Raw genomic sequence first — 22,728 nt, 5'->3', positions numbered from 1 at the left:
CGGATGCCGGTCTCAGTGCTCCTCGTGGACGACGAACCCCTCGTACGCGCGGGTCTGCGCGCCGTCCTGGAGGCGCAGCCCGACATCCGTGTCATCGGCGAGGCGGCCGACGGGGCTGCGGTCATTCCGCTCGTCCGTCAGCTGCGGCCCGATGTGGTCGCGATGGACGTCCGCATGCCGCTCCTGGACGGCATCGAGGCCACCCGCGCGGTGCTGCGCACGGTGCGAGAGCCTCCCAAGATCCTCGTGGTGACGACCTTCGAGAACGACGAGTACGTGTACGAGGCGCTGCGCGCGGGCGCCGACGGCTTCCTGCTGAAGCGGGCGCGGCCCGCGGAGATCGTCAACGCCGTGCGTCTGGTGGCCGAGGGCGAGTCGCTGCTCTTCCCCGCGGCGGTGCGGCAACTGGCGGGCGAGCACGGCAGGCGGCGCGGCAACGCCGAGGCCCGGGCCGCGCTCGACCGGGCGGCCCTGACCGAGCGTGAGGCGGAGGTGCTGAAGCTGATGACGCGCGGCCTGTCCAACGCGGAGATCGCCGGCCGTCTCGTGGTCGGCACCGAGACGGTGAAGTCGCACGTCAGCGCCGTCCTCGGGAAGCTGGGGGCGCGCGACAGGACGCAGGCCGTCATCGTCGCGTACGAATCCGGTTTCGTGGCACCACGATGACGGCCGGGGGCGGCGGGAAGGCGGGCCCGGCACTCGCCGGGGCCCTGTCCTACGAGTACGATCCGCCCATCATGCGCACGAGCTGGAAGGACGGACGTTGGGGCAGCTGACCGGCGGGGACCCCTCTCTGTTGCGGCGGATCAACTCCGCGGTGGTGCTGCACGCGCTGCGCGCCGCGGACTTGGCGACGCTCACGGAGATCACCCGCGTGACCGGGCTCTCCCGGCCCACCGTGGAGGGGGTCGTCGAGGGGCTCATCGAGGCCGGGCTCGTGGTGGAGTCCGCGGCCGATGACAGCGGTGCCCGGCGTCAGGGCCGGCCGGCCAGGAAGTTCCGCTTCCGGGCGGAGGCGGGTCATCTGCTCGGCCTGGAGATCGGGCCGCACCGGGTGGCGGCCGTCCTGTCGGACCTGGACGGCAAGGTCCTGGGAACGGCGTCGAAGGACGTCTCCGAGGACGCCCCCGCGGACGACCGCCTGGAGCGCCTGCGCACCACGGTCGCCGATCTGCTGCGCCGCGCGGGCATAGCCCGCAACACGCTGCGCGCCGTCGGCGTGGGCAGCCCCGGCATCCTGGAGGCGGACGGCGCGGTGCGCCTGAGCACGGCGCTGCCCGAGTGGACGGGGCTCCAGCTCGGCGAGCGGCTGCGCCGGTCCTTCAAGTGCCCGGTGCTCGTGGAGAACGACGCCAACGCCGCCGCGGTGGCCGAGCACTGGAAGGGCGCGGCGGCCGGCATCGACGACGTGGTGTTCGTCCTCGCGGGGCTGAGCCCGGGGGCGGGGTCGCTGATCGGCGGGCGGCTGCACCGCGGCTTCGGCGGCGCGGCGGGCGAGATCGGCGCGCTGCACCTGCTCGGCCGTGAGGTCACTCCGGAGACGCTGCTCTCCACCACGGGCGAGCCGCTGCACCCGCTGGACGAGCAGGCCGTCGCCGCGGTCTTCGCCCACGCCAAGGGGGGCGACGAGCGGGCCCGGGCGGCCGTGGAGCGCTTCATACAGCGCCTCGTGCACGACGTGGCCGCCCTGGTGCTCGCCCTCGACCCGGAGCTTGTCGTGGTGGGCGGCTGGGCGGCGGGCCTGGACGGCGTCCTCGAACCGCTGCACCGCGAGTTGGCGCGCTACTGCCTTCGTCCGCCCCGCGTCGCGCTGTCGCTGCTGGGTGAGGCCGCGGTGGCGACGGGGGCGCTGCGTCTCGCGCTCGACCACGTCGAGGAGCAGCTCTTCGCCGTCGAGGGCACGGTCACCGCACGCCGTTGAGAGCACGCGACCCCGCCGGGCCGAGGGGCCGGGCGGGGTCGTCGTACGCGTACGGGGTGCGGCGCCGTCAGGAGGCCGGGTGCTCGGGGCCGTGGTGTATCTCCACGGAGCCTGAGTCGCCGAAGGTGAGGCGGCAGGTGTCCGCGCGGTAGGTGGCGACGGAGACGGCGGCCGTGCGGCCCTCGGCGAGGAAGCGGGTCGTCACGAGCAGGACCGGGGCTCCCGGGAGCCGGTCGAGCGCCTTGGCGTCGTCGGCGCGCGCCGAGCCGAGCTCGACGGCCCTGTCCTGGCCTTCGAGGCCGAGCCGTGCCAGCTCGCGCAGGACCACGCGCGCGCGGGCGGCGCCGGAGGGCGCGTCCATGCCGGTGAGCTCGGCGACGGACGACGTCGGTACGTACAGCAGCTCGGCGGCGACGGGCTGGCCCTGCGAGACGCGGGTGCGCCTGATCACGTGGACCTGCTCGTCGGGGAGGGTCTCCAGCATCCGGGCGATGTCCGCCGGCGGGGCCGCGGGCGCGCAGTCCGCGGGCTGCCAGGCGTCACCGGCCGCGCCGGGCCAGGAGCCGTGGGCGGAGCCGACGGCCACGCCCATGCGCGGCGGCGCGACGGTCGTACCGACCCCGCGGCGGCGCTGAAGCCTGCCTTCCAGCTCCAGCTGTTCGAGCGCCTGACGGAGCGTGGCGCGGGCGACGCCGAAGCGGGCGGCCAGGTCGCGCTCGTTCGGCAGGATCTCCCCGACGGCGAACTCGGAGTCGAGCGCCTCACTGAGCACGGTCTTCAGATGCCAGTACTTCGGCTCCGGCGCCGTTTCAAGCTGCGTGGTCCCCACCCTGTCCTCCGCAATCGCCGTTTACCGGCGGCGTTTTAGCGCCCTTGTTTATTAAAGGTTCCTGCACTATCTCTGCGACCATAGGCCCGCACCCACCCTTGGTCAAGACCAATCCTCGATCCGTAACGGTCCGCACAGGGGTGATGCCACAGAGCATTCACGCGGAGTTCGCACGCGGCCAAGCAGGCCTTATCGGCCACCGGGGGCCCGGAAGGCGGAAGATCGCACAGGAAAGGGGCCCCCGCCCGGCGGCGAGGACCCCTTTCTCACGAAACACACGCTTTGCGTGGGTCCCTATTGGTTGAGCCCTAACGGGTCAGCGTCACGAGCTTGTCCGGATTGCGGACGATGTAGACGCTCTGGATACGGCCGTCGACCACATCCAACTGGAAGACGCTGTCCGGCTTGCCGTCCACGAGGAACACCAGGGACTCCGCGCCGTTGAACTCCGCGAAGCGGAATTCCCGCCGGGCCGATCCTTCGACGCCCTTGCGGGCGGCGCCGTGCAGAAAACGGCCCACCTTGTCCGCGCTCTCCAGGACGCGCAGCGGGGCCTTGGCCTTGCCCCCGCTGTCGCCGACCAGGCGCACGTCCGGGGCGAGGAGCGACATCAGCCCGTCGAGGTCGCCCTCCGTCGCCGCGGCGAGGAAGCGCTCGGTCAGGACGCGGCGCTCGGCCGGGTCCACCCGGTAGCGCGGGCGGCCGGCGTCGACGTGCTTGCGGGCCCGCCCGGCGAGCTGGCGGACGGCGGCCTCGCCGCGGTCGAGCGTGGCCGCGATCTCGGCGAAGGGGAAACCGAACGCCTCGCGCAGCACGAAGACGGCACGCTCCAGCGGCGAGAGGGACTCAAGAACGACGAGGACCGCCAGGGAGACCGACTCCGCGAGCACAGCGCGCTCGGCCGTGTCCGGCACGGTGGGCCCGTAATCGGTGACATAGGGCTCGGGCAGCCAGGGCCCCACGTAGGCCTCGCGCCGGGACTGCACGTGGCGCAGCCGGTCGATGGCGAGCCGCGTGGTGACGCGCACCAAGTAGGCGCGGGGTTCGCGCACCTGGTCGTGGTCGGCGGCGGACCAGCGGAGCCATGCCTCCTGGACGACGTCCTCCGCGTCGACCACCCGGCCGAGCATCCGATAGGCGACGCCCATCAGGACAGGACGGTGTTCTTCGAAGACGTCGGTCACGCTGTCGTTAGCCACCACTCCATCCCAGCCCACGGGAGACCGGCTGTCCAGGAGAAAAAAAGCGGGGCGCGCCACCCTCTTGAAGTGGAGGCTACTGGGCGGTAATTGTTGCTGACAACACGTCTAACGATTTGCCGAGCCGTCGCCCGCGGCGGGGACAGGAGCAGCCATGGCCACCGAGGTGTCCTTCGACGTCGCGTCGCCCGGCGGCCCGCGCACCGCGACGATCTCCTACGCGCGCTCGGGCGCCGGCGAACCCCTGCTGCTCCTGCACGGCATCGGCCACCACCGGCAGGCCTGGGACCCGGTGGCGGAGATTCTCGCCGCCGAGTACGACGTGATCGCCGTGGACCTGCCCGGCTTCGGCGTCTCGCCCTCGCTGCCGGACGGCCTGCTCCACGACCTCCCGACGGTCGTCCCCGTACTCGGCGCCCTGTGCGAGGCCCTGGGCATCGAACGCCCCCACGTCGCGGGCAACTCCCTGGGCGGCCTGCTCGCCCTGGAGCTGGGCAGGCGAAGGCTCGTACGGTCCATCACCGCGCTCTCCCCCGGCGGCTTCTGGACGCCCGCGGAGCGCCGCTACGCGTTCGGCACGCTGCTCGCCATGCGGCACGGCGCCCGCCTGCTGCCCGTGCCCGCGATCGAGCGCCTCTCGCGGTCCGCGGCCGGGCGCACCGCCCTCACCAGCACCATCTACGCCCGCCCCTGGCGACGTTCACCCGAGGCGGTCGTCGCCGAGACGCTCGCGCTGCGCCACGCCACGGGCTTCGAGGCGACGCTCACGGCCGGGCGCGACGTCCCCATGGGCGAGGACGTCACGGGCCTCCCCGTCACCATCGCCTGGGGCGACCGGGACCGGCTGCTGCTGCCCCGCCAGGGCATCCGCGCCAAGCGGGCCATTCCGGGCGCGCGGCTCATCCGCCTCCGCGGCTGCGGCCACGTCCCGATGAACGACGACCCCGCCCTCGTCGCCCGCGTCATCCTGGACACCTGCCGCGCGGGAGGGGCCCCCGCTCAGGAGTTGGACCACGCGCGCGTGGAGAGCACGAGCCGGTAGCCGTCCGGGTCCTCGACCGTGACGCCCCACTCGTTCCAGTAGGGGTTGGGGGACGTGACCCGCTTGCCGCCGTGCTCCTCCAGCCGCGCGAGGAGTTCCTCGGGCACCTGCCCGTCCACGTAGACGACGAGCAGATCCTCCTCGGTGGGGCGCGGCCGGACGGGAGCGGCGGCCTCGTTGACGAGTTCGAGGTGCCAGGAGGCGTCGGGCCACCCCACCATCAGCAGGGCATGCTCGCCGGGGGCGTCGCCGCCGTCCCCCCGGTACACGACGCTCAGGCCGAGGCCGTCGACCCAGAAGCGTTCCGCCGCCGCCAGGTCGCGCGACGGACGGGCGATGCGGATGTGGCTCTGACCGTTGACGGGCATGGCGTTCCCCCTGGATGTGCGGCTCGATGTGCGACTCGATGTGCCGCTCGATGCGCGGCGCGCCCTGTGACGTGCCCTGGTCATGAGCGTAGGCAGCCGTGGATCTTGTGACCATCGGTCGTACGTCGGGGGCGCGCGGCCTCGGCATCCATCCCCAGACCTGCGTCCGACGGCCTAGGACCGGACGGGGGACCGGACGGTCAGGCTCGGCGCGACCGGCCCGAGGCGATCCTCGCGCGGCGGTTCCCCTGCCCGGGTGACGAGTTGTTCACTTGTGGTTCGCGTGAAGGCTGTGGCGCGCCCCCGACGGGGCGCCCGCAGACTGGTCGCACCCGTCAACTGGAGGCGCATTCATGTCATCACGTCAGCCGAGCCCGTCCCCCCGTCGCCGCAGCCTGCTGCGCGGATCGCTCGCCGTACCCGCGGCGCTCGCCGTACCCGCGCTCGCCGTGCCGGCGCGGGCCGGGGCGGCTCCCGCGCCGACCGGGGCGGCTCCCTCGCTCGCCCTCTCGGGCCGCCCGGGGGCCAAGTGGGGTGTGCAGGCGGGGGACGTGACCGCGCACGCGGGGCTCGTCTGGGTCCGCTCCGACCGTCCGGCGCGGATGATCGTGGAGACGTCGGCCACCGAGTCGTTCCGCGGCGCCAGACGCTGGCGCGGGCCGCTGCTCGGCCCGGACACGGACTTCACAGGGACGACGCGGCTGCGCGGCCTGCCCGCGGGCGAGCAGATCCACTACCGCGTGCTGCTCGCCGACCCCGACGACCCGCGGCGCACCGGCGAGCCGGTCGGCGGCACGTTCCGTACGACGCCCAAGGGCCGCAAGGACGGCGTGCGCTTCCTGTGGTCGGGCGACATCGCGGGGCAGGGCTGGGGCATCAACCCGGACCGCGGCGGCTACCGGATCTTCGAGGAGATGCGCCGCCGCGACCCCGACTTCTTCCTGTGCAGCGGCGACAACATCTACGCCGACGGGCCCATCCTGCCCAGCGTGACGCTGCCCGACGGCAGCGTATGGCGCAACGTCACGACGGAGGAGAAGTCCAAGGTCGCCGAGTCCCTCGCGGAGTTCCGCGGCGCGTTCCGCTACAACCTGCTCGACGAGAACCTGCGGCGGTTCAACGCCCAGGTCCCGTCCATCGTGCAGTGGGACGACCACGAGGTGCGCAACAACTGGTACCCGGGGCAGATCCTGGACGACGCCCGCTACACCGAGAAGAACGTGGACGTGCTCGCGGGCCGCTCCCTGCGGGCGTTCAGCGAGTACTTCCCCATCTCCACGCTGCCGCCGGGCGACGAGGACGGCCGGGTCTACCGCGTACAGCGGCACGGCCCCCTCCTGGACGTGTTCGTCCTGGACATGCGCACGTACCGCAACGCCAATTCCACGAACAGGCAGCCCGAGGACGCCACCGGCATCCTCGGCGCCCGGCAGCTCGCCTGGCTGAAGCGGGAGCTCTCACGCTCGCGTGCGGTGTGGAAGGTGATCGCCTCCGACATGCCGCTCGGGCTCGTCGTGGCGGACGGCAGAACGAACTTCGAGGCCGTCGCGCAGGGCGACCCCGGCGCCCCGCTCGGCCGTGAGCTTCAGATCGCCGAACTCCTGCGGCACATCAAGCACCGGAAGATCACAGGCACGGTGTGGCTCACCGCCGACGTGCACTACACCTCGGCGCAGCACTACGACCCCTCGCGCGCCGCGTTCAAGGACTTCGCGCCGTTCTGGGAGTTCGTGTCGGGGCCGCTGGCCGCGGGCGGCTTCCAGGCCGCGAAGCTGGACGGAACCTTCGGACCCGAGCAGACGTTCATCAAGGCACCGAACCGCTCGAACACCTCGCCGGCCGAGACCCCGCAGTATTTCGGCGAGGTCGACATCGACGGGGACAGCGGCGAGCTGACCGTGCGGCTGCGACAGGAGGGCGGTGGCGTGCTGTTCACCAAGGCACTCAAGCCCGGGCGCGTGGGGCAGTAGCGGGCGGCGCAAAGCGGGCAGATGGCGACTTAACCCATCGGTCACAGCACGTTTGTGATCACGCAACACCGGTCCCGCACAGTGGCCGTATGCGCACTGACATGTCTCATGTGACTCGGACCAAGCACGGCCGCCCCGCCCACCACTGGCGGCGCGACGTGGTCGAACTGGCGGCCCTGTTCACCGCCGTGGCGGTCGCGGACGCCGTGGCGAACATGATCGGGCACGGTCCCGGAGGGCCTGCCCTCCTCGTGATCTCGGCCGTGGTGCTCATCGCCACGGCCGGGTTCCACATCTGGTGGGCACGGCGCCACAACCACGCGCCGCCGCCTGCGGCACACGATATCGGCGCCCGGCCGCCCACCCCCGCGGAGCAGGCCAGGCCCGAGGGTCCGCGGACGCCGGAGGCGGCTCCCGCCGGGAGGACGTCACTCTGGCGGATGCGTACGACCGTACGGGACGAGCCCGGCTCGCTGGCCGCGCTGTGCGGGGTGTTCGCCACCCGGCGGGTGGACATCCTGAGCCTCCAGACGCACCCGCTGGCCGACGGCACGGTCGACGAGTTCCTGCTGCGCGCCCCCGAGGAGCTGTCCGCCGCCGAGATCACCCGGGCGATCGCCCACGCGGGCGGCTCCGGCACCTGGATCGAACGCGCGGACGCCCACGACCTGGTGGACGCCCCCACCCGCATCCTCGGCCTGGCCACCCGCACCGCCCTCGACGCCGCCGAGCTGCCGCTGGCGCTGCGCCACCTGCTCGGCCGCTGCACCATCCGCTCGCTGCCCGCGGCGTCGCGGGGCACGGCACCGGAGCTTCCGGCGGACGGGGCGCTGGACGAGACCGTACTGCGCCTGAACGGCCCGGACGGCGAGACGATCACCGTGGAGCGGCCGTATCTGCCGTTCACGCCCACGGAGTTCGCACGCGCCCGTGCGCTGGTGGAGCTGGACACGCGGCTCGGCCCGCGCGTCCCACGCAGCCAGGACATCCTCACGCTGCCCGAGGGCAACTCCATCACCGTGCGCCGCGCCGACACGGGCGACGTCGAGGCCGCCAAGGCCATGCACGAGCGCTGCTCGGTGCGCACCCTCGGCATGCGCTACCACGGCCCGGTGCGCGACGCCGACCGCTACCTCAACCACCTGCTCAGCCCCCGCTTCGGCCGCACCCTGGCCGTGCGGACCGCCTCCGGCCGGATCGTCGGCCTCGGCCACCTGCTGTGGGACGGCGACGAGACGGAGGTCGCCCTGCTCGTCGAGGACGAGTGGCAGCGGCGCGGCATCGGCGGCCACCTGCTCGGCAGGCTCGTGTCGATGGCGGTCGAGGCGGGCTGCGAGAGCGTGTACGCGGTGACGCAGGCGTCCAACACCGGCATGGTGGCCGCGATGCGCGGGCTCGGCCTGCCCCTCGACTACCAGATCGAGGAGGGCACGCTGGTCATCACGGCCCGCCTCGAAGCGACCCCCGTCAGCTCGCGCCCGCCGTACGACGAGCCCCTGAGCCACGAGGCCGCCGCCGGTCCGCGTCAGCGTCCGCTTCCTCGGACGGAACGCTGACGGGGCCGAGTGCGCGGTCGAGGTCGTTCCACAGGTCCTCGACGTCCTCCAGGCCGCAGGACAACCGCAGCAGACGGTCGCTCACCCCGGAGGAGTGCCGGTCCGCGGCGTCCACGACGCGATGACTGATGGACGCCGGGTGCTGGATGAGCGAGTCGACGCTGCCGAGGCTGACCGCAGGGGTGATCAGCCGCACCCCGGCGATCACCTCGTGCGGGTCGCCGTGCACCTCGAAGGCGACCATGGCGCCGCCGAGCCGCGGGTAGTGGACGCGCTCCACGCGCGGGTCGGCGGCCAGGCGCCGTACGAGCTCCGCCGCCGTCTCCGACGCGGCACGCACGCGTACGGGGAGGGTGGCGAGGCCGCGCAGCAGCAGGTAGCCGGCGAGCGGGTGCAGCACCCCGCCGGTGGCGAAGCGCACCTGGCGCAACTGCCGCGCGAACTCCTCGTCGCACGCGACCACCCCGCCGAGGACGTCCCCGTGCCCGCCCAGGTACTTGGTGGCGCTGTGCAGCACCAGACGCGCGCCGCTCTCGGCGGGCCGCTGGAGTACGGGCGTGGCGAAGGTGTTGTCGGCCAGGAGCGGCACCTCGCCGCAGGCCTTGGCCACCGCGGCCAGGTCCAGTTCGGCGAGGGTGGGATTGGCGGGCGACTCGACCATCACGAGCCCCGTGTCGGGCCGGACGGCCTCCGAGATGGCCTTGCCCAGAGCCTCCGCGCTGTCGGCGCCCGCGCCGTCCCACCGGTCCACCCAGGTCACCTCGGTGCCGAGCAGCCCCGCGGTGAGCATGTGGTCACTGCATCCGTACAGCGGCCGGACCGCCACGACGTGACGCAGGCCCGCTGAACCCCGTACGAGCAGGACCGCGGTGAGCGCCGCCATGCCGCTCGCGAAGGCGACCGCGCTCTCGGTGCCTTCGAGCCGGGCGAGGGCGGTCTCGAAGCGGGCCACGGTCGGGTTGCCGAGCCGGGCGTAGACGGGCGGTCCGTCGTCGAGTATGCCCTCGGCAGCGAAGGCGTCGATGCGGGCGGCCTCACCACGGCTGTCCGAGGAGGGGTAGGTCGTCGAGAGGTCGATCGGTGCCGCGTGCAGGCCGAGTCCGGCGAGGTCCTCCCGCCCGGCGTGCACGGCCTCGGTGGCGAGGGCCCGGGTGCCGTCTGTGCTGACTGTCTCCGTGTTCGCGTCCATGCCTCACAGGCTGAACACACGCCGGGCCATCGCCCTCGAATCCCGTGCTACGTTCGCCCGATGCCCGAATCCGTCGCACTGGACCCGGTGGACCTCCACATCCTGCGCATCCTTCAGAACGACGCCCGGACCACGTATCGCGACCTCGCGGCGCAGGTCGGTGTCGCGCCGTCCACGTGTCTGGACCGCGTGACCCGGCTGCGGCGCTCCGGAGTGATCCTCGGACAGCAGCTCCGTCTCGACCCGGCGAAGCTCGGGCGCGGGCTGCAGGCACTGCTCTCGGTCCAGGTGCGGCCGCACCGCAGGGACCTCGTGGGCCCCTTCGTGGAACGCATCAGGGAGCTGCCGGAGTCGCTGTCCCTCTTCCACCTCACGGGCCCGGAGGACTTCCTGGTGCACGTGGCGGTGGCCGGCCCCGCGGACCTCCAGCGTCTGGTCCTCGACGAGTTCACCGCGCGGCGTGAGGTGGCGCGCGTGGAGACGCGGCTGATCTTCCAGCAGTGGGACTGCGGTCCGCTGCTGCCGCCGGAGGCCGGGGGCGAGGGGGCCGCGGGGCACGACCGGTGAATGACGGGCACGCGTGACATCTGGATTACTGTGTGCCGACGCTCGACCCTGGGGGGACACATGCGCGTACGCACCACCGCGGCCACGGCCGCCCTGCTCCTGGCCGCTCTGACGGCCTGCGGCGGCAGTGACGGCGATGACGGCGGCGACACGGCCGACTCGAAGGCGTCCGGTGAGAAGAAGACCGCGGCGTCGGGGAAGCCCGACTGCATGGCCGAGGACATCAGCCAGGCCGACTGGATGAAGTACTGCTCCGACGAAGGCGCCGACGCCGGTGCCGGTGCCGGTGCCGGTGCCGGTGCCGGAACGGGCGCGGACGGCACTGAGGCGCGGCCGACGGACCTGAGGTTCGGCGAGTCCTACGCCTGGCCGGATGGGCTGAAGGTGTCGGTCACCGAGGCGAAGGTGTTCACCGGCCATGACGCGGAGCTCCTTGAGTCCGCCAAGCCCGGCGAGACCGACTTCCGGGTGAAGCTGAAGGTGACGAACAACGGCAAGTCCGCCGTCGCCCTCGACGACCTGTCCCTCGTCGTCGAGGGCGCCACCAACGGCGGCCAGGCGTCGGTGACGTCGTTCGCGAAGGGGTCCGAGCCCCTGGAGGGCCGCCTGGCTCCCGGCGTGTCGGCGACGAAGACCGACGACAACGCGCTCAAGACGAAGTACGGCAAGAAGATCGTCGTCACCGTGCAGCGCAACAGCGACGACTCCGACCTCGACTTCCCCGAGTTCGCCGGCTCCATCACCGGGTGATCCAGGGCTGATCTCGGCGATCATCCCGGCGATCATCTCGGCGAAGCGTGCGAAAGCGGACCTCGGTGCTCGACGTGCGGCTCAAAGGCACTGGCGCCCGCCGGACGCCTGGAGCCAGGATGTCCGCATGCCAGACACCAAGCACGCGCAGTCGAACACCGCCCCCCTCCCCCGCGACGTGGCCGACGCCTACGTGGACGACCTCATCGCCCTTGATCCGATCACCGGTACCTACCTCGGCGTGAAGGAGAGCGACAGCAGGCTCCCGGACACCTCTCCCGCCGGGCAGGAGGCGTTGGCGCTGCTCGCGCGGACGACGCTGGCCCGGCTGGACGAGGCGGAGCGCAGGCCCGGTGCCGACAGTGAGGCCGAGCGGCGTTGCGGCCGGCTCCTGCGGGAGCGGCTCACCGCCGAACTCGCCGTGCACGACGCGGAAGAGCACCTGCGCTGGGTCGGCAACATGCACACGACGCCGCACCAGGTGCGCGAGGTCTTCACCGTGACGCCGATGGAGACCGAGGAGGACTGGGCGACGATCGCCGAGCGGCTGCGGGCCGTGCCGGCCGCGTTCGAGGGCTACCGCGCCTCACTCGAACTCGGCCTGGAGCGCAAGCTGTTCGCGGCGCCGCGTCCCACCGCCACGTTCATCGGACAGCTCACCGAGTGGACGGGCGAGGAGGGGGACGGGCGCGGCTGGTTCGAGGAGTTCGCCGCCGGCGGGCCCGAGGCCCTGCGCGCCGGCCTCGACACGGCGGCCCGCGCCGCCACCGCGTCCGTCACCGCGCTGCGCGACTGGATGCGGGAGGTCTACGAGCCCGCGATCGAGGGCACGCCGGACATCGTGGGCCGCGAGCGCTACGCCCTGCTCTCCCGTTACTTCAACGGCACCGACCTCGATCTGGACGAGGCGTACGCGTACGGCTGGACGGAGTTCCACCGGCTGCTCGCGGAGATGCGGGCCGAGGCCGAGAAGATCCTGCCGGGCGCCGCGACCCCCTGGGTGGCGCTCGCCCACCTGGATGAGCACGGCACGCACATCGAGGGCGTCGAAGAGGTGCGGGTCTGGCTCCAGGAGCTGATGGACGAGGCGATCGAGGCGCTGGACGGCACGCACTTCGAACTCGCCGAGCGGGTGCGCAGGGTGGAGTCCCACATCGCCCCGCCCGGCGGCGCCGCCGCCCCCTACTACACGGGCCCGTCCGAGGACTTCACGCGGCCCGGCCGTACGTGGCTGCCGACGATGGGCGACACCCGTTTCCCCGTCTACGACCTCGTCTCGACCTGGTACCACGAGGGCGTTCCGGGCCACCACCTCCAGCTCGCGCAGTGGGCGCACGTCGCGGAGAACCTCTCCCGCTACCAGGCGACCGTCGGCATCGTCAGCGCCAACGCGGAGGGCTGGGCGCTGTACGCGGAGCGGCTCATGGACGAGCTGGGCTTCCTGACCGATCCGGAGCGCAGGCTCGGTTACCTCGACGCCCAGATGATGCGCGCGCTGCGGGTCATCGTGGACATCGGCATGCACCTGGAGCTGGAGATCCCGGCGGACTCGCCGTTCCACCCGGGTGAGCGCTGGACGCCCGACCTCGCCCAGGAGTTCTACGACGCGCACTGCAGCCGCCCCACGGACTACGTGGCGAGCGAGATGACCCGCTACCTCACGATCCCCGGCCAGGCCATCGGCTACAAGCTGGGCGAGCGCGCCTGGCTGCTCGGCCGGGAGAACGCGCGGCGCCGCCACGGGGACGCGTTCGACGCCAAGGCGTGGCACATGGCCGCGCTCTCGCAGGGGTCGCTCGGCCTCGACGACCTGGTGGAGGAACTCTCGAAGCTGTGAGTACGGCGCCGGTGGCACCGTCGCCACTGGTCAGCGTCGGCAGCCGCCCTCGGAGTCGATGACCTGCCCGGTGATCCACTCGGCCTCATCGGTGGCGAGCCAGGCGATGAGCCGGGCCGGGTCGTCGGGCATGCCCCAGCGGCCCGCCGGGAACATCGCCTCGACCCGGGCGTAGGCGTCACCCGTGAGGTAACCGGTGTCGACGGGGCCCGGGTTGACGCTGTTCACGGTGACCGGGAGGTCGGCGAGCGCGGTCGCGAGCGAGCGGGTGGCCGAGGCGAGGGCGCCCTTCTGGAGGGCGTAGGCGATCTCGCCGGGCATGCCGCCCGCGATGTCCTGCCCGGACGTCATCATGACGACACGCCCGCCGGGCGACCGGGGCGGCAGCTTCGCCCGCAGGCGGGCGTACGCCTGGACGAGCAGGATCACCGACCGCGTATCGACCGCCCAGTGGGCGTCGAGCATGGCCGCGTCGATCTCGTCGAGCGTCCCGTCGCTGCCGCTCAGCGCGTGGTTGGCGACCAGGATGTCGATCCGGCCGCCGAGCGCCTCGGCGGCGGTGTCGATCAGCGTGGCGGGGGCGGCGGGCTCGGACAGGTCCCCCGGCCCCGCGCAGACCGTGGCGTCCGGGTCGCCGAGCGCGGCACGCACTCCTTCGACGACGTCCTCCGGCTGGTCCGCTCCCCACGGCATCGCGGCGTCGTGCGGCACGTGGTGATGCAAATAGACCCCGGCCCCGTACGCGACGAGCCGCCGGGCCACGGCATACCCGATACCGCCCCGCCGACTGGCCCCGGTGACAAGCGCGGTCCTCCCCCGCAGAGGAAGCGGATCCCGACGAAGCTGGGCGGGGGCGGGAGCGGAAGCGGGAGATGGCAAGTTCGGCATGCGGCTCATGATGGGGGGTGGGGGCGGGGGCGTGCACGGAATTTCGGGGCGGGGTGAGGGGTGGGCGTGGGCGAGCGCTGGGCCGGGGGGACGAGCGCTGGGCGTGGGCGAGGCCGGAGCCGGGCCACGCACGGCCGGCGCTCGACCGGCGACAGCCTTGGCAAGGTCACGCACAGCGGCGCTCACCCAGCGGCAGCCGTCGTCAGGGGCGATGCACAGCGGCCCTCACCCAGTGCCGGCCCTCGGCAAGGCCACGCACGGCCGGCGCTCGACCGGCGACAGCCTCGGCAGCCCCCCGTAGTCGTCAGCAGCCGCAGTCCGCTGTGTCGGCCGGTGCCGTAAGTGGGTCCGCGGGGCTTTGCTGCCTGCCCTCCCAGGTCTCGAACGCGAAGCCTTCCCTCGCCCAGTACTCGAAGCCGCCCAGCATCTCCTTGACCTGGAAGCCCCGCTCGGCGAGGGCCAGGGCGGCGCGGGTCGCCCCGTTGCAGCCGGGGCCCCAGCAGTAGGTGACCACCGGCACCGACGCGTCGAGGAGTTCCGTCGCCTGCTCGGGGATGAGCGCGGTGGGCAGGTGGATCGCGCCCGGTATGTGGCCCTGGTCCCATGACGCCGTCGAGCGGGTGTCGATCACGACGAAGCCCGGGTCGCCGCCGGCGGCGAGCGCGGACGCCACGTCGGAGACGTCGGCGTGGAAGGCGAGGCTCGCGCCGAAGTAGGCGGCGGCCGCGGCCGGCGACGCCGGCGGGACCCGCAGCACCGGGTTCACCGCTGTCGTGGCGGCTGCGAGCGAAACAGCGGTTGTGACCGACGCGGCGGACGCGTCCCCCTTCCCCACCGCACGGGTGGACCCACCGCTGACCTGCGTGTTCGTGTTCTCCATGGCAGAAAATCTATGGTAACCGACCCGAAGTCTGAAGTGGCGATCCCCTGCCTGCCCCTTGATCAGCCGGGGTTTCCCTGCTATCCCTCGGAGATGACCGGCTATTCCACGGACGCCACCGACTGGCGCATACTCGACGTCCTCCAGCGCGAGGGCCGCGCCAGCTACGCCGAACTGGCGCGCGCCGTCTCGATGTCGCCCAGCGCCGTCACCGAACGCGTGCGCCGCCTGGAGGAAGCAGGCGTCATCCAGGGCTACGCGGCGGTGGTCGACCCGGAACGCCTCGGGCTTCCGATCCTGGCCTTCGTACGCCTGCGGTATCCGACGGGCAACTACAAGCCGTTCCACGACCTGGTCGAGGCGACCCCCGAGATCCTGGAGGCGCACCACGTCACCGGCGACGACTGTTTCGTCATCAAGGTCGCCGCACGCTCGATGAGCCACCTGGAGGAGGTCTCGGGCCGGATCGGCGCCCTGGGGTCGGTGACGACGAGCGTCGTCTACTCCTCTCCCCTGCCGAGGCGCCCCCTGGGCCGCTGAGCCGGCGCCGCCTCAGGCCCCGCCCCGCTGCCGTACGGACGAACCGTCCCGCCCCTTCACCACCTCCAGTTGCGCGTGCACCCGCCGCCGCAGATCCGCGACATGGCTGACGATGCCCACGCTGCGGTCCCGCTCGCGCAGCGAGTCGAGGACGTCCAGGACCTCGTCCAGGGTCTGGTCATCCAGGCTGCCGAAGCCCTCGTCGATGAAGAGCGTGTCCAGCCGTACGCCGCCCGCCTCGTCCGTGACCACGTCGGCGAGGCCCAGCGCGAGCGCGAGCGAGGCGAAGAACGTCTCGCCGCCCGAGAGGGTCGCCGTGTCGCGCTCGCGCCCCGTCCACGCGTCGACCACATGCAGCCCGAGACCCGAACGGCCCCGCCCCGTGCGGTCGTCGGAGTGGACGAGGGTGTAGCGCCCCGAGGACATCCGCCGCAGCCGGACCGTGGCGGCCGCGGCGACCTGTTCGAGCCTGGCTGCGAGTACGTACGACTCCAGGCGCATCCTGCGTTCGTTCTCCGCCGAGGTCCCCGCGGCGAGCCCCGCGAGCCGCGCCACCCGGTCGTACGACGCGCGCAACGGCGCCAGTTCGCGGGTGGCCGCGGCCGTGCGGGCGGAGAGCCGGTCCAGCTCGGCGCAGCGCCGCGCCGCCGCGTCGCACGCGGAACCGGCGGCCCGCAGCCGCCGCCCCGCGTCCTCGGCCGCCGTCCGCGCGGCCGTCAGGTCCACGGCGGGCCGCTCGGCGGCGGCCGCCGTCTCCGGCTCGGCGAGGACGGAGCGCACCGCGGCCTCCTCGTTCCGCCAGGCGTCGATGCGGTGCTGGACCTCGCGGTACCGGACGTCGTCGAGCAGCGCGGCGGCCGCGGCCGCCGGTGTGTCGAAACCGGCGCGGAAGGCCGCGTCGGAGAGCCGTGCGTCCGCGTCCTTCAGGCGCTCGGCGGTGTCGTCGGCCGAGCGCGCGGCGTCGGCGGCCTCGGTGAGCAGCGCGGCCTGCCGCTCCAGTTGCGCGGCGCGCGCCGCGACGCTGCCGGTGGTCCCACGCGCGCGGGTCAACTCCTGCGCGAGGCCTTCCTGTTCGCGGTCGAGGGCGTCCCGCAGGGTGGCCCGCGAGGCGGCCCTCCGCGCGGCCTCCTGCTGTACGGCCAGCCTGCGGTCGTACTCACCCTCGGCCCGCGCGAGCGCTTCCCGCGCCGCGTGCAGCCCGGAGGCACGGTCCCGGGCCTCGGCATGGGAGCGGCGCAACTCATCGACGGCGGCGGCCAGTTCATCGGCCGCGGGGTCCCCGCCCGCGTCGGGCTCTCCCCCTTGCCCGCCGCGCGCGGCGGCGGCCTGGGCGGCGAGCGCTTCCCGTACGTCGCCCAGTGCGCGCTCGGCGGCCGTGCGGGACCCCTCGGCGGCCCGGTGGGCGGTCAGTGCCTCCTCCTCCGCGCCGCGGTCCACGTGCCCCGCGCCCTTGCGCGCGGGCGCCGGGTGCTCCGTCGCCCCGCAGACCGCGCACGGGGCGCCGTCCGTCAGGTGCGCGGCCAGTTCGGCCGCGATGCCGGTGAGGCGCTGCTCCTTGAGGTCGAGCCAGCGCTCGTGGGTGGCGGTGGCGTGCTCGCGGGCGGCGAGGGCACGCTCCTGAGCCGCCGTCGCGTCCTGCGCGAGCCGGTCGCGGCGCCGGGCCGCGTCAAGGCGGGCCACGGCGGGTTCAAGGCGCCCGGCGAGGCGCTCGGCGTGGGTCACGGCTTCCTGGGCGGAGGCGATGCGTTCCTGGAGTGCCGTACGGGTGGCGTCCCAGCCGTCCAGCCATGCCGTCGCGTCCTGCGACAGCTCGTCGTCGGCGCGCTCCTGGCGGTCGAGGGACGTGCGCTCGTCCGCGATGTCGGCGAGCCGCCGCTCGGCGCGGCGGGCGGACGCGAGGCCGCCCAGCTCCTCGGCCGCCTTGCGTGCGGCGGCGGCGAGCCCGGCCGCCGCGGAGGCGGCGAACGTCTCGGGAAGCCGGGCACGCGTGCGTGACTCCTCCCGCGCGGCTCCGCGGTGTGCCTCGTCGGCGGCCTGGCGCAGGTCGAGGGCGGGGGCGACCGTCTCGGCCTTGCGTGCCCGCTCCAGGCACCGCTCCCACTCGTGGAGCTCGTCCTCGCGCGCGTGCAGCCGTGCCAGGCGCTCCCGCGCCTGGGCGAACCTGCTCTGCAACTGGTCGAGGTCCCGAGCCTCACCGAACCGGCGGTCCGCAGCGGCCTGCGCGGACTCCGCGGCCGTGAGCGCGCACCGCGCGACCGTCAGGCGTTCACGGGCATCCGCGCGGGCCACGGCCGCCCAGGCGAGGACCTCCGTCGCGAGGCCCGGATCACCCGGCGCGAGGTCCGGCAGCGGCAGCTCGGTGCCCCGGCCGTCGTCCGCCGCGGCCTGCTGCATGCGGTGCGCGTCGGCCAGGAGGGCCGCGTCGCCCGCCTTGACCTCGGCCTCCGTGGTGCGCCGCTGCTCGGCGAGGCGCTGTTCGACGGCGGCGAAGCGGTGGGTGTCGAAGAGCCGCCCGAGCAGCTTTCCGCGTGCCTCCGCGTCCGCGCGAAGGAAGCGTGCGAAGTCACCCTGGGGCAGGAGGACGACCTGGCAGAACTGCTCCTTGCTCATGCCGAGCAGTTGGCTGATCTCCTCGCCGATCTCCTGGTGGGAGCGGCTGAGGTCCTTCCAGCCGCCGTCCGCGCCGGCCCCCGGCGCGCCCTCGTACTCGCGCAGCCAGCTCTGCGCCTTCTCCGTCGTCGTGCCCGTCCCGCGCTTCTTGGGCCGCTCCCACGGCGGCTGCCGGGTGATCTCCAGGCGACGTCCCGCGACGGTCAGTTCGAGGCGGACCTCCGTGCGCGCGCCCGTCCGCGCGTGGTCGCTGCGCAGGGTCATGCCCTGCTTGCCGCCCTGCCGGTCGCCCGGCACCGATCCGTACAGCGCGAAGCAGACGGCGTCCAGGACGGAGGTCTTGCCCGCCCCTGTCGGGCCGTGCAGCAGGAAGAGCCCGGCGGCCGAGAGGTCGTCGAAGTCGATGTCCTGCGGGGTGCCGAAGGGCCCGAAGGCGGTGAGGCGGAGCCGGTGGAGTCTCATCGGGCGACCTCACGCAGCGTGTCGTGGGCACGGACCGCGTCGAAGGCCGAGCGCAGCACGTCCTGCTCCGCCTCGTCGGGTCCCGCGCCGCGCACATGGACGACGAAGTCGTCGGCGATCTGCTCGTCGCTGCGGCCCTTCAGCCGCTGGGCGTAGGAGACGTCCGGGTCGTCGGGTGCGCGGTCCGGGTCGAAGACGAGGCTGAGCGTGTGCGGGAAGCGCGCGCAGAGCCGGGCCATGGGGTCGTCGGGCCGCACCGCGTCGGTGAGGGTGGCCTCGACCCATGCCTCCTCGTGCCGGTCGAGGGCCGGATCTTCCAGGAGCTCGTCCAGTGTGCCCCTGACGCGGGCCAGGGCGCGCGGCACCGGGCAGTCGACGCGCTCGGCCTCGATGTCCCCCTCGGGCCCGATGTCGACGAGCCACATGCTCTTGCGGTGGTCGGCCTCGGAGAAGGAGTACGGCAGCGGGGAGCCGGAGTAGCGCACGCGCGCGGCGAGCGTCTGGCTGCCGTGGAGGTGACCGAGCGCCGCGTAGTCCACGCCGTCGAAGACCTCCGAGGGCACGGCCGCGACTCCGCCGACCGTGATGTCCCGCTCACTGTCGCTGATCCGGCCGCCGCTGACGAAGGCGTGGGCGAGGACGACGGAGCGGGTGCCGCGCGCGCGGGTCGCGAGGTCTGCGCGGACGCGGTCCATGGCGGCACCGAGGACCGCCTCGTGCCCCGCCTTCGCCACGTTGAACTCGTCCTTGACCAGGGCCGGTTCGAGGTAGGGCAGTCCGTAGAAGGCCACGTCCCCGTGGTCGTCGGCGACGATCACGGGTTCGGCGCAGGCGGCGGGGTCGGTGCGCAGATGTATGCCCGCGCGGTCGATGAGTCCGGCGCCGACGCCGAGGCGGCGCGCCGAGTCGTGGTTCCCGGAGATCATCACCGTGGGCACACCGAGCTCCGCGAGCCGGTGCAGCGCGTCGTCGAAGAGCTCGACCGCGGCGAGGGGCGGCACCGCCCTGTCGTACACGTCGCCGGCCACCACGACGGCGTCGACGTCGCGCTCGCGGACGGTCGTCACCAGGTGACCGATGAAGGCGGCCTGGGCGTCGAGCATGTTCACGCGGTGGAACGAGCGGCCCAGGTGCCAGTCGGACGTGTGCAGCAGCCTCATGATCCCCGAGACTAACGGGCGGGTCGGACATCACGGGCGGCTACTGCCGTATCCGCTCTCGACCGGGGCCCCCTCATCCTCGGGGGCACCGCGCGTCAGGCGTCTCCGTACGCCTCTCCGCCGAGTTCGAACTCCGCGGCTCCTGCGGTGACATCGGCGAGCCAGCCCTTGAAGGCGTCCACGTCGGCGTCGGGCAGGCCGATCTCGATCGTGACCGCTTCGCCGTAGCGGACGTCGCGCACCTCACGTCCCGCCGTGCGCAGATCGTTCTGCACCTTGCCCGCGCGCTGGTGGTCGACGGTGACCGTGGCGAGGCGGAAACGGCGGCGGGTGACGGTGCCGAGAGCGTCGAGCGCCTCGCCGACCGATCCTCCGTAGGCACGGATGAGACCGCCCGCGCCGAGCTTGACGCCGCCGTAGTAGCGGGTCACCACCGCCACGACGTACCGCATGTCGCGGCGCGTCAGCATCTGGAGCATCGGTACGCCCGCGGTGCCGCCGGGCTCGCCGTCGTCACTGGCCCTCTGTACCGCCGCGTCGGCCCCGATCACGTACGCGAAGCAGTTGTGGGAGGCCGTCGGGTGCTCCTTGCGGACGCGCGCCACGAAGTCCTGCGCCTCCCGCTCGGTGGCCGCGGGCGCGAGGGCACACAGGAAGCGCGAGCGGTTGATCTCGGTCTCGTGCACGCCCTCGCGGGCCACTGTGCGGTACTCGTCCGGCATCACGCCAGCGTATGCGCTCATCCGGTGCCGCCCCCACCCCGGCGGTGGCGCTCCGGAGTACGGTCATCTGCTACGCGCGCGTGCCGCCCGCCGGGTACGGTGATCTCTCGTGACATCACCCTCGCTATCCGTGCGCCCGGTCCCGGAGTCCTCCGGGCCCTTGGCTTCTCTGCTCGCCGCCGTGCCCGTCACCGTCGAAGAGACCCATGACGACCGCGCCGACGCGGTCCTCTTCCCGGAGGAGGAGGCAGTCGTGGCGAACGCCGTGGCCAAGCGGCGCAACGAATTCACCACCGTCCGGCACTGCGCCCGGACCGCGCTGTCCCGCATCGGCGTGCCGCCCGCGCCGATCCTGCCGGGGCAGCGGGGCGCGCCGCGCTGGCCGACCGGTGTCGTCGGCAGCATGACCCACTGCGCCGGGTACCGCGCGGCGGTCGTGGCCCGCGCCGACCAGGTGATCTCGCTCGGCATCGACGCCGAGCCCGGTGAGCCGCTGCGTGACCCCGGGGTCCTGGAACTGGTCGCCGACGAGACGGAGCGTGCCGCGCTCGCGGATCTCGGCGCGCGGCAGCCTGCCACGCCCTGGGACCGGCTGCTGTTCAGCGCCAAGGAGTCCGTCTACAAGACGTGGTTCCCGCTCACCGGCCGCTGGCTGGGTTTCGACGAGGCGCGGCTGGACCTCGCGATCGACGGGACGTTCACCGCGCGGCTGCTCGTCGAGGGCCCCGTGGTGGAGGGCGCCGAGCTGAAGGTGTTCTCCGGCCAGTGGGTCGTGCGCGACGGCATCGCGGCCACGGCGATCGTCCTGCCGGTCACGCGTACGTAGCCGGATGCCGGGCACGCGCGCGTGGCGGATCTCTGTCGGATCGCCCACGTGTGGCGGATGGTCTCCGTCGGATCGCCCCGCGCGCGGCGCCCCCTCGACGGTGAAACCGGGCTGCCGTCACCTGCCCCGCAGCGCCTTGTCCCCGCTTGCGAGCGTCGCCCAGAACATCTCTTCGTAGCCCTGCACGAGACGGCCGTAGCGCAGGTGTGCCGCCGTGACGCGGCGGCGTTCCAGGCCCGCCCGCACCGCGGCGAGCGCCTGCCGGTCCAGCTCCGGCGCGGGCTCGGCGAACAGGTCGAAGAAGCCGCAGGCCTCGTCCCGGAGGCCGTACCGCTCGCGCAGCGCGCGGGCGATCACCGCGCAACACGCTCCCCAGGAGGCGAAGTTGGCGGTGAGGGCGATGACGACGTCGGCCGGCTCGGCGTTCAGCGCGAGCCAGGCCGCGTACGCCGGGTAGGCCTGGCACCCGGCCTGCGGTTCGTACGTCGCGCTCTCGGCCGCGTCGACCTCAAGGGCGTCGAGCAGCGGGGCGAGCCGTTCCTCCGCGAGGGTCTCGCCGTCCGCGAGGGACTCGAAGAACGCGGCGGACTCCGGGTCCTTGGTCTCGGCCGCACGCTCGGCCAGGTGCTGGAAGGACCGCCGGTCGGCGGGGATGACGTGCCCCTGTTCGAGGGCGAGCACGGCGAGCGTGCGCGGCGCCGCCGTGCCGTCGGCGACGCGGGGGACGAGCGGGTTCGCTCCTGGGTCGAGGGCGAGGCGGGCGGCCGTGGTCCGCAGGAGCTCTTGTGCCGTCGGCGTCATCACGCGCACCTTCCGCTGGGCGGGAACTTCTCGGTTCGACTGCTAGTTTCTACTCTGTTGTAGAACTTGCCGCGGTCGTCGGCCCCCGCACTCCGTGGGCCGTGGACCGTGGCGACGCCCCTGGTACACCGATAGTTTATGGAGTTCTCCATGGCCCTGTGGGATCGCCTCAAGGAATCCGCGTCGACGATGCAGACCCAGCTGATGGCGAAGAAGAACGACCTCAAGAGCGGCGCCTTCCGCGACGCCAGCATGGCCATGTGCGCCTTGGTGGCCGCAGCCGACGGCACCGTGGACCCCTCGGAGCGCCGGCGCGTGGCCCAGCTCATCGGGACGAACGAAGTGCTGCAGAACTTCCCCGCGGACGACCTCAGGCGCCGCTTCGAGGGGTACGTGGACCAGCTCACCGCCGACTTCGCGTTCGGCAAGGTGAGCGTCATGCAGGAGGTCGCCAAGGCGAAGAAGAAGCCCGCGGAGGCCCGCGCGGTCGTCCAGATCGGCATCATCATCGGCGGCGCCGACGGTGACTTCGACAAGGACGAGCAGGCCGTCGTGCGCGAGGCGTGCTTCACGCTCGACCTGCCGCCGCACGAGTTCGACCTGTAGGAAGC

The 22,728-nt window shown here is 73.2% G+C and carries 21 protein-coding genes; 11 read left to right on the top strand and 10 right to left on the bottom strand.

What is annotated here, in order from left to right:
* Positions 1 to 3 precede the first annotated feature (3 nt).
* Positions 4 to 666, top strand: coding sequence for a response regulator transcription factor (locus ACZ6JY_RS09660; RefSeq protein ID WP_469194013.1), 663 nt, complete (start codon positions 4 to 6; stop codon positions 664 to 666).
* Positions 667 to 763: 97 nt separating this feature from the next.
* Positions 764 to 1,921, top strand: coding sequence for an ROK family protein (locus ACZ6JY_RS09655; protein WP_469194011.1), 1,158 nt, complete (start codon positions 764 to 766; stop codon positions 1,919 to 1,921).
* Positions 1,922 to 1,988: 67 nt separating this feature from the next.
* Here ACZ6JY_RS09655 and ACZ6JY_RS09650 read toward each other — a convergent pair whose 3' ends face one another.
* Both ACZ6JY_RS09650 and ACZ6JY_RS09645 read right to left on the bottom strand, forming a co-directional pair.
* A complete protein-coding gene (locus ACZ6JY_RS09650; RefSeq protein ID WP_469194009.1) occupies positions 1,989 to 2,750 on the bottom strand; it encodes a GntR family transcriptional regulator in 762 nt (253 codons plus the stop codon).
* Between the two features lie 308 nt (positions 2,751 to 3,058).
* The gene (locus ACZ6JY_RS09645) at positions 3,059 to 3,949 is read right to left on the bottom strand and encodes an RNA polymerase sigma-70 factor (protein ID WP_469194007.1); all 891 of its coding nucleotides are present in this window, start codon (positions 3,947 to 3,949) and stop codon (positions 3,059 to 3,061) included.
* A 154-nt stretch (positions 3,950 to 4,103) separates the two neighbouring features.
* Here ACZ6JY_RS09645 and ACZ6JY_RS09640 point away from each other — a divergent pair, with 154 nt between their 5' ends.
* Positions 4,104 to 4,991, top strand: coding sequence for an alpha/beta fold hydrolase (locus ACZ6JY_RS09640; RefSeq protein WP_469194005.1), 888 nt, complete (start codon positions 4,104 to 4,106; stop codon positions 4,989 to 4,991).
* Here ACZ6JY_RS09640 and ACZ6JY_RS09635 read toward each other — a convergent pair.
* Positions 4,949 to 5,359 (bottom strand): VOC family protein, encoded by a 411-nt coding sequence (locus ACZ6JY_RS09635; RefSeq protein WP_469194003.1) that lies wholly within the window; start codon positions 5,357 to 5,359, stop codon positions 4,949 to 4,951. The genes ACZ6JY_RS09640 and ACZ6JY_RS09635 overlap by 43 nt on opposite strands.
* Before the next feature lie 353 nt (positions 5,360 to 5,712).
* On the opposite strand from ACZ6JY_RS09635, the gene ACZ6JY_RS09630 reads away from it, so the two are divergent.
* Positions 5,713 to 7,329, top strand: coding sequence for an alkaline phosphatase D family protein (locus ACZ6JY_RS09630; protein WP_469194001.1), 1,617 nt, complete (start codon positions 5,713 to 5,715; stop codon positions 7,327 to 7,329).
* A 101-nt stretch (positions 7,330 to 7,430) separates the two neighbouring features.
* The gene (locus tag ACZ6JY_RS09625) at positions 7,431 to 8,885 is read left to right on the top strand and encodes a GNAT family N-acetyltransferase (protein WP_469193999.1); all 1,455 of its coding nucleotides are present in this window, start codon (positions 7,431 to 7,433) and stop codon (positions 8,883 to 8,885) included.
* Here the strand turns inward: ACZ6JY_RS09625 and ACZ6JY_RS09620 are convergent.
* The gene (locus ACZ6JY_RS09620; RefSeq protein WP_469193997.1) at positions 8,797 to 10,074 is read right to left on the bottom strand and encodes a trans-sulfuration enzyme family protein; all 1,278 of its coding nucleotides are present in this window, start codon (positions 10,072 to 10,074) and stop codon (positions 8,797 to 8,799) included. The genes ACZ6JY_RS09625 and ACZ6JY_RS09620 overlap by 89 nt on opposite strands.
* Before the next feature lie 60 nt (positions 10,075 to 10,134).
* On the opposite strand from ACZ6JY_RS09620, the gene ACZ6JY_RS09615 reads away from it, so the two are divergent.
* From ACZ6JY_RS09615 to ACZ6JY_RS09605, 3 genes are all read left to right on the top strand, one after another.
* The gene (locus ACZ6JY_RS09615) at positions 10,135 to 10,641 is read left to right on the top strand and encodes an Lrp/AsnC family transcriptional regulator (RefSeq protein ID WP_469193996.1); all 507 of its coding nucleotides are present in this window, start codon (positions 10,135 to 10,137) and stop codon (positions 10,639 to 10,641) included.
* Positions 10,642 to 10,701: 60 nt separating this feature from the next.
* Positions 10,702 to 11,391 carry a hypothetical protein gene (locus ACZ6JY_RS09610; protein ID WP_469193994.1) on the top strand — a complete coding sequence of 230 codons (690 nt, stop codon included), beginning with the start codon at positions 10,702 to 10,704 and terminating at the stop codon, positions 11,389 to 11,391.
* A gap of 127 nt (positions 11,392 to 11,518) precedes the next feature.
* Entirely contained in the window at positions 11,519 to 13,228 is a 1,710-nt protein-coding gene (locus ACZ6JY_RS09605; protein WP_469193993.1) for a DUF885 domain-containing protein, read from the top strand.
* Positions 13,229 to 13,258: 30 nt separating this feature from the next.
* On the opposite strand, the gene ACZ6JY_RS09600 is transcribed toward ACZ6JY_RS09605, so the two are convergent.
* Together ACZ6JY_RS09600 and ACZ6JY_RS09595 are read right to left on the bottom strand one after the other, a co-directional pair.
* Positions 13,259 to 14,116 carry an SDR family oxidoreductase gene (locus ACZ6JY_RS09600; protein WP_469193991.1) on the bottom strand — a complete coding sequence of 286 codons (858 nt, stop codon included), beginning with the start codon at positions 14,114 to 14,116 and terminating at the stop codon, positions 13,259 to 13,261.
* Between the two features lie 304 nt (positions 14,117 to 14,420).
* A complete protein-coding gene (locus tag ACZ6JY_RS09595) occupies positions 14,421 to 14,996 on the bottom strand; it encodes a rhodanese-like domain-containing protein (protein ID WP_469193989.1) in 576 nt (191 codons plus the stop codon).
* Between the two features lie 93 nt (positions 14,997 to 15,089).
* On the opposite strand from ACZ6JY_RS09595, the gene ACZ6JY_RS09590 reads away from it, so the two are divergent.
* Entirely contained in the window at positions 15,090 to 15,536 is a 447-nt protein-coding gene (locus ACZ6JY_RS09590; protein ID WP_198501875.1) for an Lrp/AsnC family transcriptional regulator, read from the top strand.
* 12 nt (positions 15,537 to 15,548) lie between these two features.
* Here ACZ6JY_RS09590 and ACZ6JY_RS09585 read toward each other — a convergent pair whose 3' ends face one another.
* The 3 genes from ACZ6JY_RS09585 to ACZ6JY_RS09575 form a co-directional block, all read right to left on the bottom strand.
* Complete coding sequence (locus ACZ6JY_RS09585) at positions 15,549 to 18,608, bottom strand: AAA family ATPase (protein ID WP_469193987.1); 3,060 nt, start codon at positions 18,606 to 18,608, stop codon at positions 15,549 to 15,551.
* Complete coding sequence (locus tag ACZ6JY_RS09580; protein WP_469193985.1) at positions 18,605 to 19,768, bottom strand: exonuclease SbcCD subunit D; 1,164 nt, start codon at positions 19,766 to 19,768, stop codon at positions 18,605 to 18,607. Before ACZ6JY_RS09580 ends, ACZ6JY_RS09585 begins: the two co-directional genes overlap by 4 nt.
* 95 nt (positions 19,769 to 19,863) lie before the next feature.
* Complete coding sequence (locus ACZ6JY_RS09575) at positions 19,864 to 20,490, bottom strand: YigZ family protein (protein ID WP_469193983.1); 627 nt, start codon at positions 20,488 to 20,490, stop codon at positions 19,864 to 19,866.
* Between the two features lie 160 nt (positions 20,491 to 20,650).
* Here ACZ6JY_RS09575 and ACZ6JY_RS09570 point away from each other — a divergent pair, with 160 nt between their 5' ends.
* A complete protein-coding gene (locus ACZ6JY_RS09570) occupies positions 20,651 to 21,316 on the top strand; it encodes a 4'-phosphopantetheinyl transferase family protein (RefSeq protein WP_469194997.1) in 666 nt (221 codons plus the stop codon).
* Positions 21,317 to 21,433: 117 nt separating this feature from the next.
* Here the strand turns inward: ACZ6JY_RS09570 and ACZ6JY_RS09565 are convergent, their stop codons facing one another.
* Positions 21,434 to 22,117: a transcriptional regulator gene (locus tag ACZ6JY_RS09565; RefSeq protein ID WP_469193981.1), complete on the bottom strand. Its 684-nt coding sequence runs from the start codon at positions 22,115 to 22,117 to the stop codon at positions 21,434 to 21,436.
* 150 nt (positions 22,118 to 22,267) lie between these two features.
* Between ACZ6JY_RS09565 and ACZ6JY_RS09560 the strand changes: the two genes are divergently transcribed.
* Positions 22,268 to 22,723 (top strand): tellurite resistance TerB family protein, encoded by a 456-nt coding sequence (locus ACZ6JY_RS09560; RefSeq protein ID WP_447035371.1) that lies wholly within the window; start codon positions 22,268 to 22,270, stop codon positions 22,721 to 22,723.
* Positions 22,724 to 22,728: the final 5 nt, after the last annotated feature.

The sequence above is a fragment of the Streptomyces sp. NPDC046335 genome (assembly GCF_055587985.1).
The sequence above is the reverse complement of the archived record's forward strand: the minus strand, read 5'-3'. Positions and strand labels throughout refer to the sequence as shown.

Coding starts and splice junctions, on each gene's coding strand:
- ACZ6JY_RS09660 (WP_469194013.1), top strand. CDS start 4: ATGCCGGTCTCAGTGCTCCTCGTGGACGACGAACCCCTCGTACGCGCG.
- ACZ6JY_RS09640 (WP_469194005.1), top strand. CDS start 4,104: ATGGCCACCGAGGTGTCCTTCGACGTCGCGTCGCCCGGCGGCCCGCGC.
- ACZ6JY_RS09635 (WP_469194003.1), bottom strand. CDS start 5,359: ATGCCCGTCAACGGTCAGAGCCACATCCGCATCGCCCGTCCGTCGCGC.
- ACZ6JY_RS09630 (WP_469194001.1), top strand. CDS start 5,713: ATGTCATCACGTCAGCCGAGCCCGTCCCCCCGTCGCCGCAGCCTGCTG.
- ACZ6JY_RS09625 (WP_469193999.1), top strand. CDS start 7,431: ATGTCTCATGTGACTCGGACCAAGCACGGCCGCCCCGCCCACCACTGG.
- ACZ6JY_RS09620 (WP_469193997.1), bottom strand. CDS start 10,074: ATGGACGCGAACACGGAGACAGTCAGCACAGACGGCACCCGGGCCCTC.
- ACZ6JY_RS09615 (WP_469193996.1), top strand. CDS start 10,135: ATGCCCGAATCCGTCGCACTGGACCCGGTGGACCTCCACATCCTGCGC.
- ACZ6JY_RS09610 (WP_469193994.1), top strand. CDS start 10,702: ATGCGCGTACGCACCACCGCGGCCACGGCCGCCCTGCTCCTGGCCGCT.
- ACZ6JY_RS09605 (WP_469193993.1), top strand. CDS start 11,519: ATGCCAGACACCAAGCACGCGCAGTCGAACACCGCCCCCCTCCCCCGC.
- ACZ6JY_RS09600 (WP_469193991.1), bottom strand. CDS start 14,116: ATGCCGAACTTGCCATCTCCCGCTTCCGCTCCCGCCCCCGCCCAGCTT.
- ACZ6JY_RS09595 (WP_469193989.1), bottom strand. CDS start 14,996: ATGGAGAACACGAACACGCAGGTCAGCGGTGGGTCCACCCGTGCGGTG.
- ACZ6JY_RS09590 (WP_198501875.1), top strand. CDS start 15,090: ATGACCGGCTATTCCACGGACGCCACCGACTGGCGCATACTCGACGTC.
- ACZ6JY_RS09585 (WP_469193987.1), bottom strand. CDS start 18,608: ATGAGACTCCACCGGCTCCGCCTCACCGCCTTCGGGCCCTTCGGCACC.
- ACZ6JY_RS09580 (WP_469193985.1), bottom strand. CDS start 19,768: ATGAGGCTGCTGCACACGTCCGACTGGCACCTGGGCCGCTCGTTCCAC.
- ACZ6JY_RS09575 (WP_469193983.1), bottom strand. CDS start 20,490: ATGCCGGACGAGTACCGCACAGTGGCCCGCGAGGGCGTGCACGAGACC.
- ACZ6JY_RS09565 (WP_469193981.1), bottom strand. CDS start 22,117: ATGACGCCGACGGCACAAGAGCTCCTGCGGACCACGGCCGCCCGCCTC.
- ACZ6JY_RS09560 (WP_447035371.1), top strand. CDS start 22,268: ATGGCCCTGTGGGATCGCCTCAAGGAATCCGCGTCGACGATGCAGACC.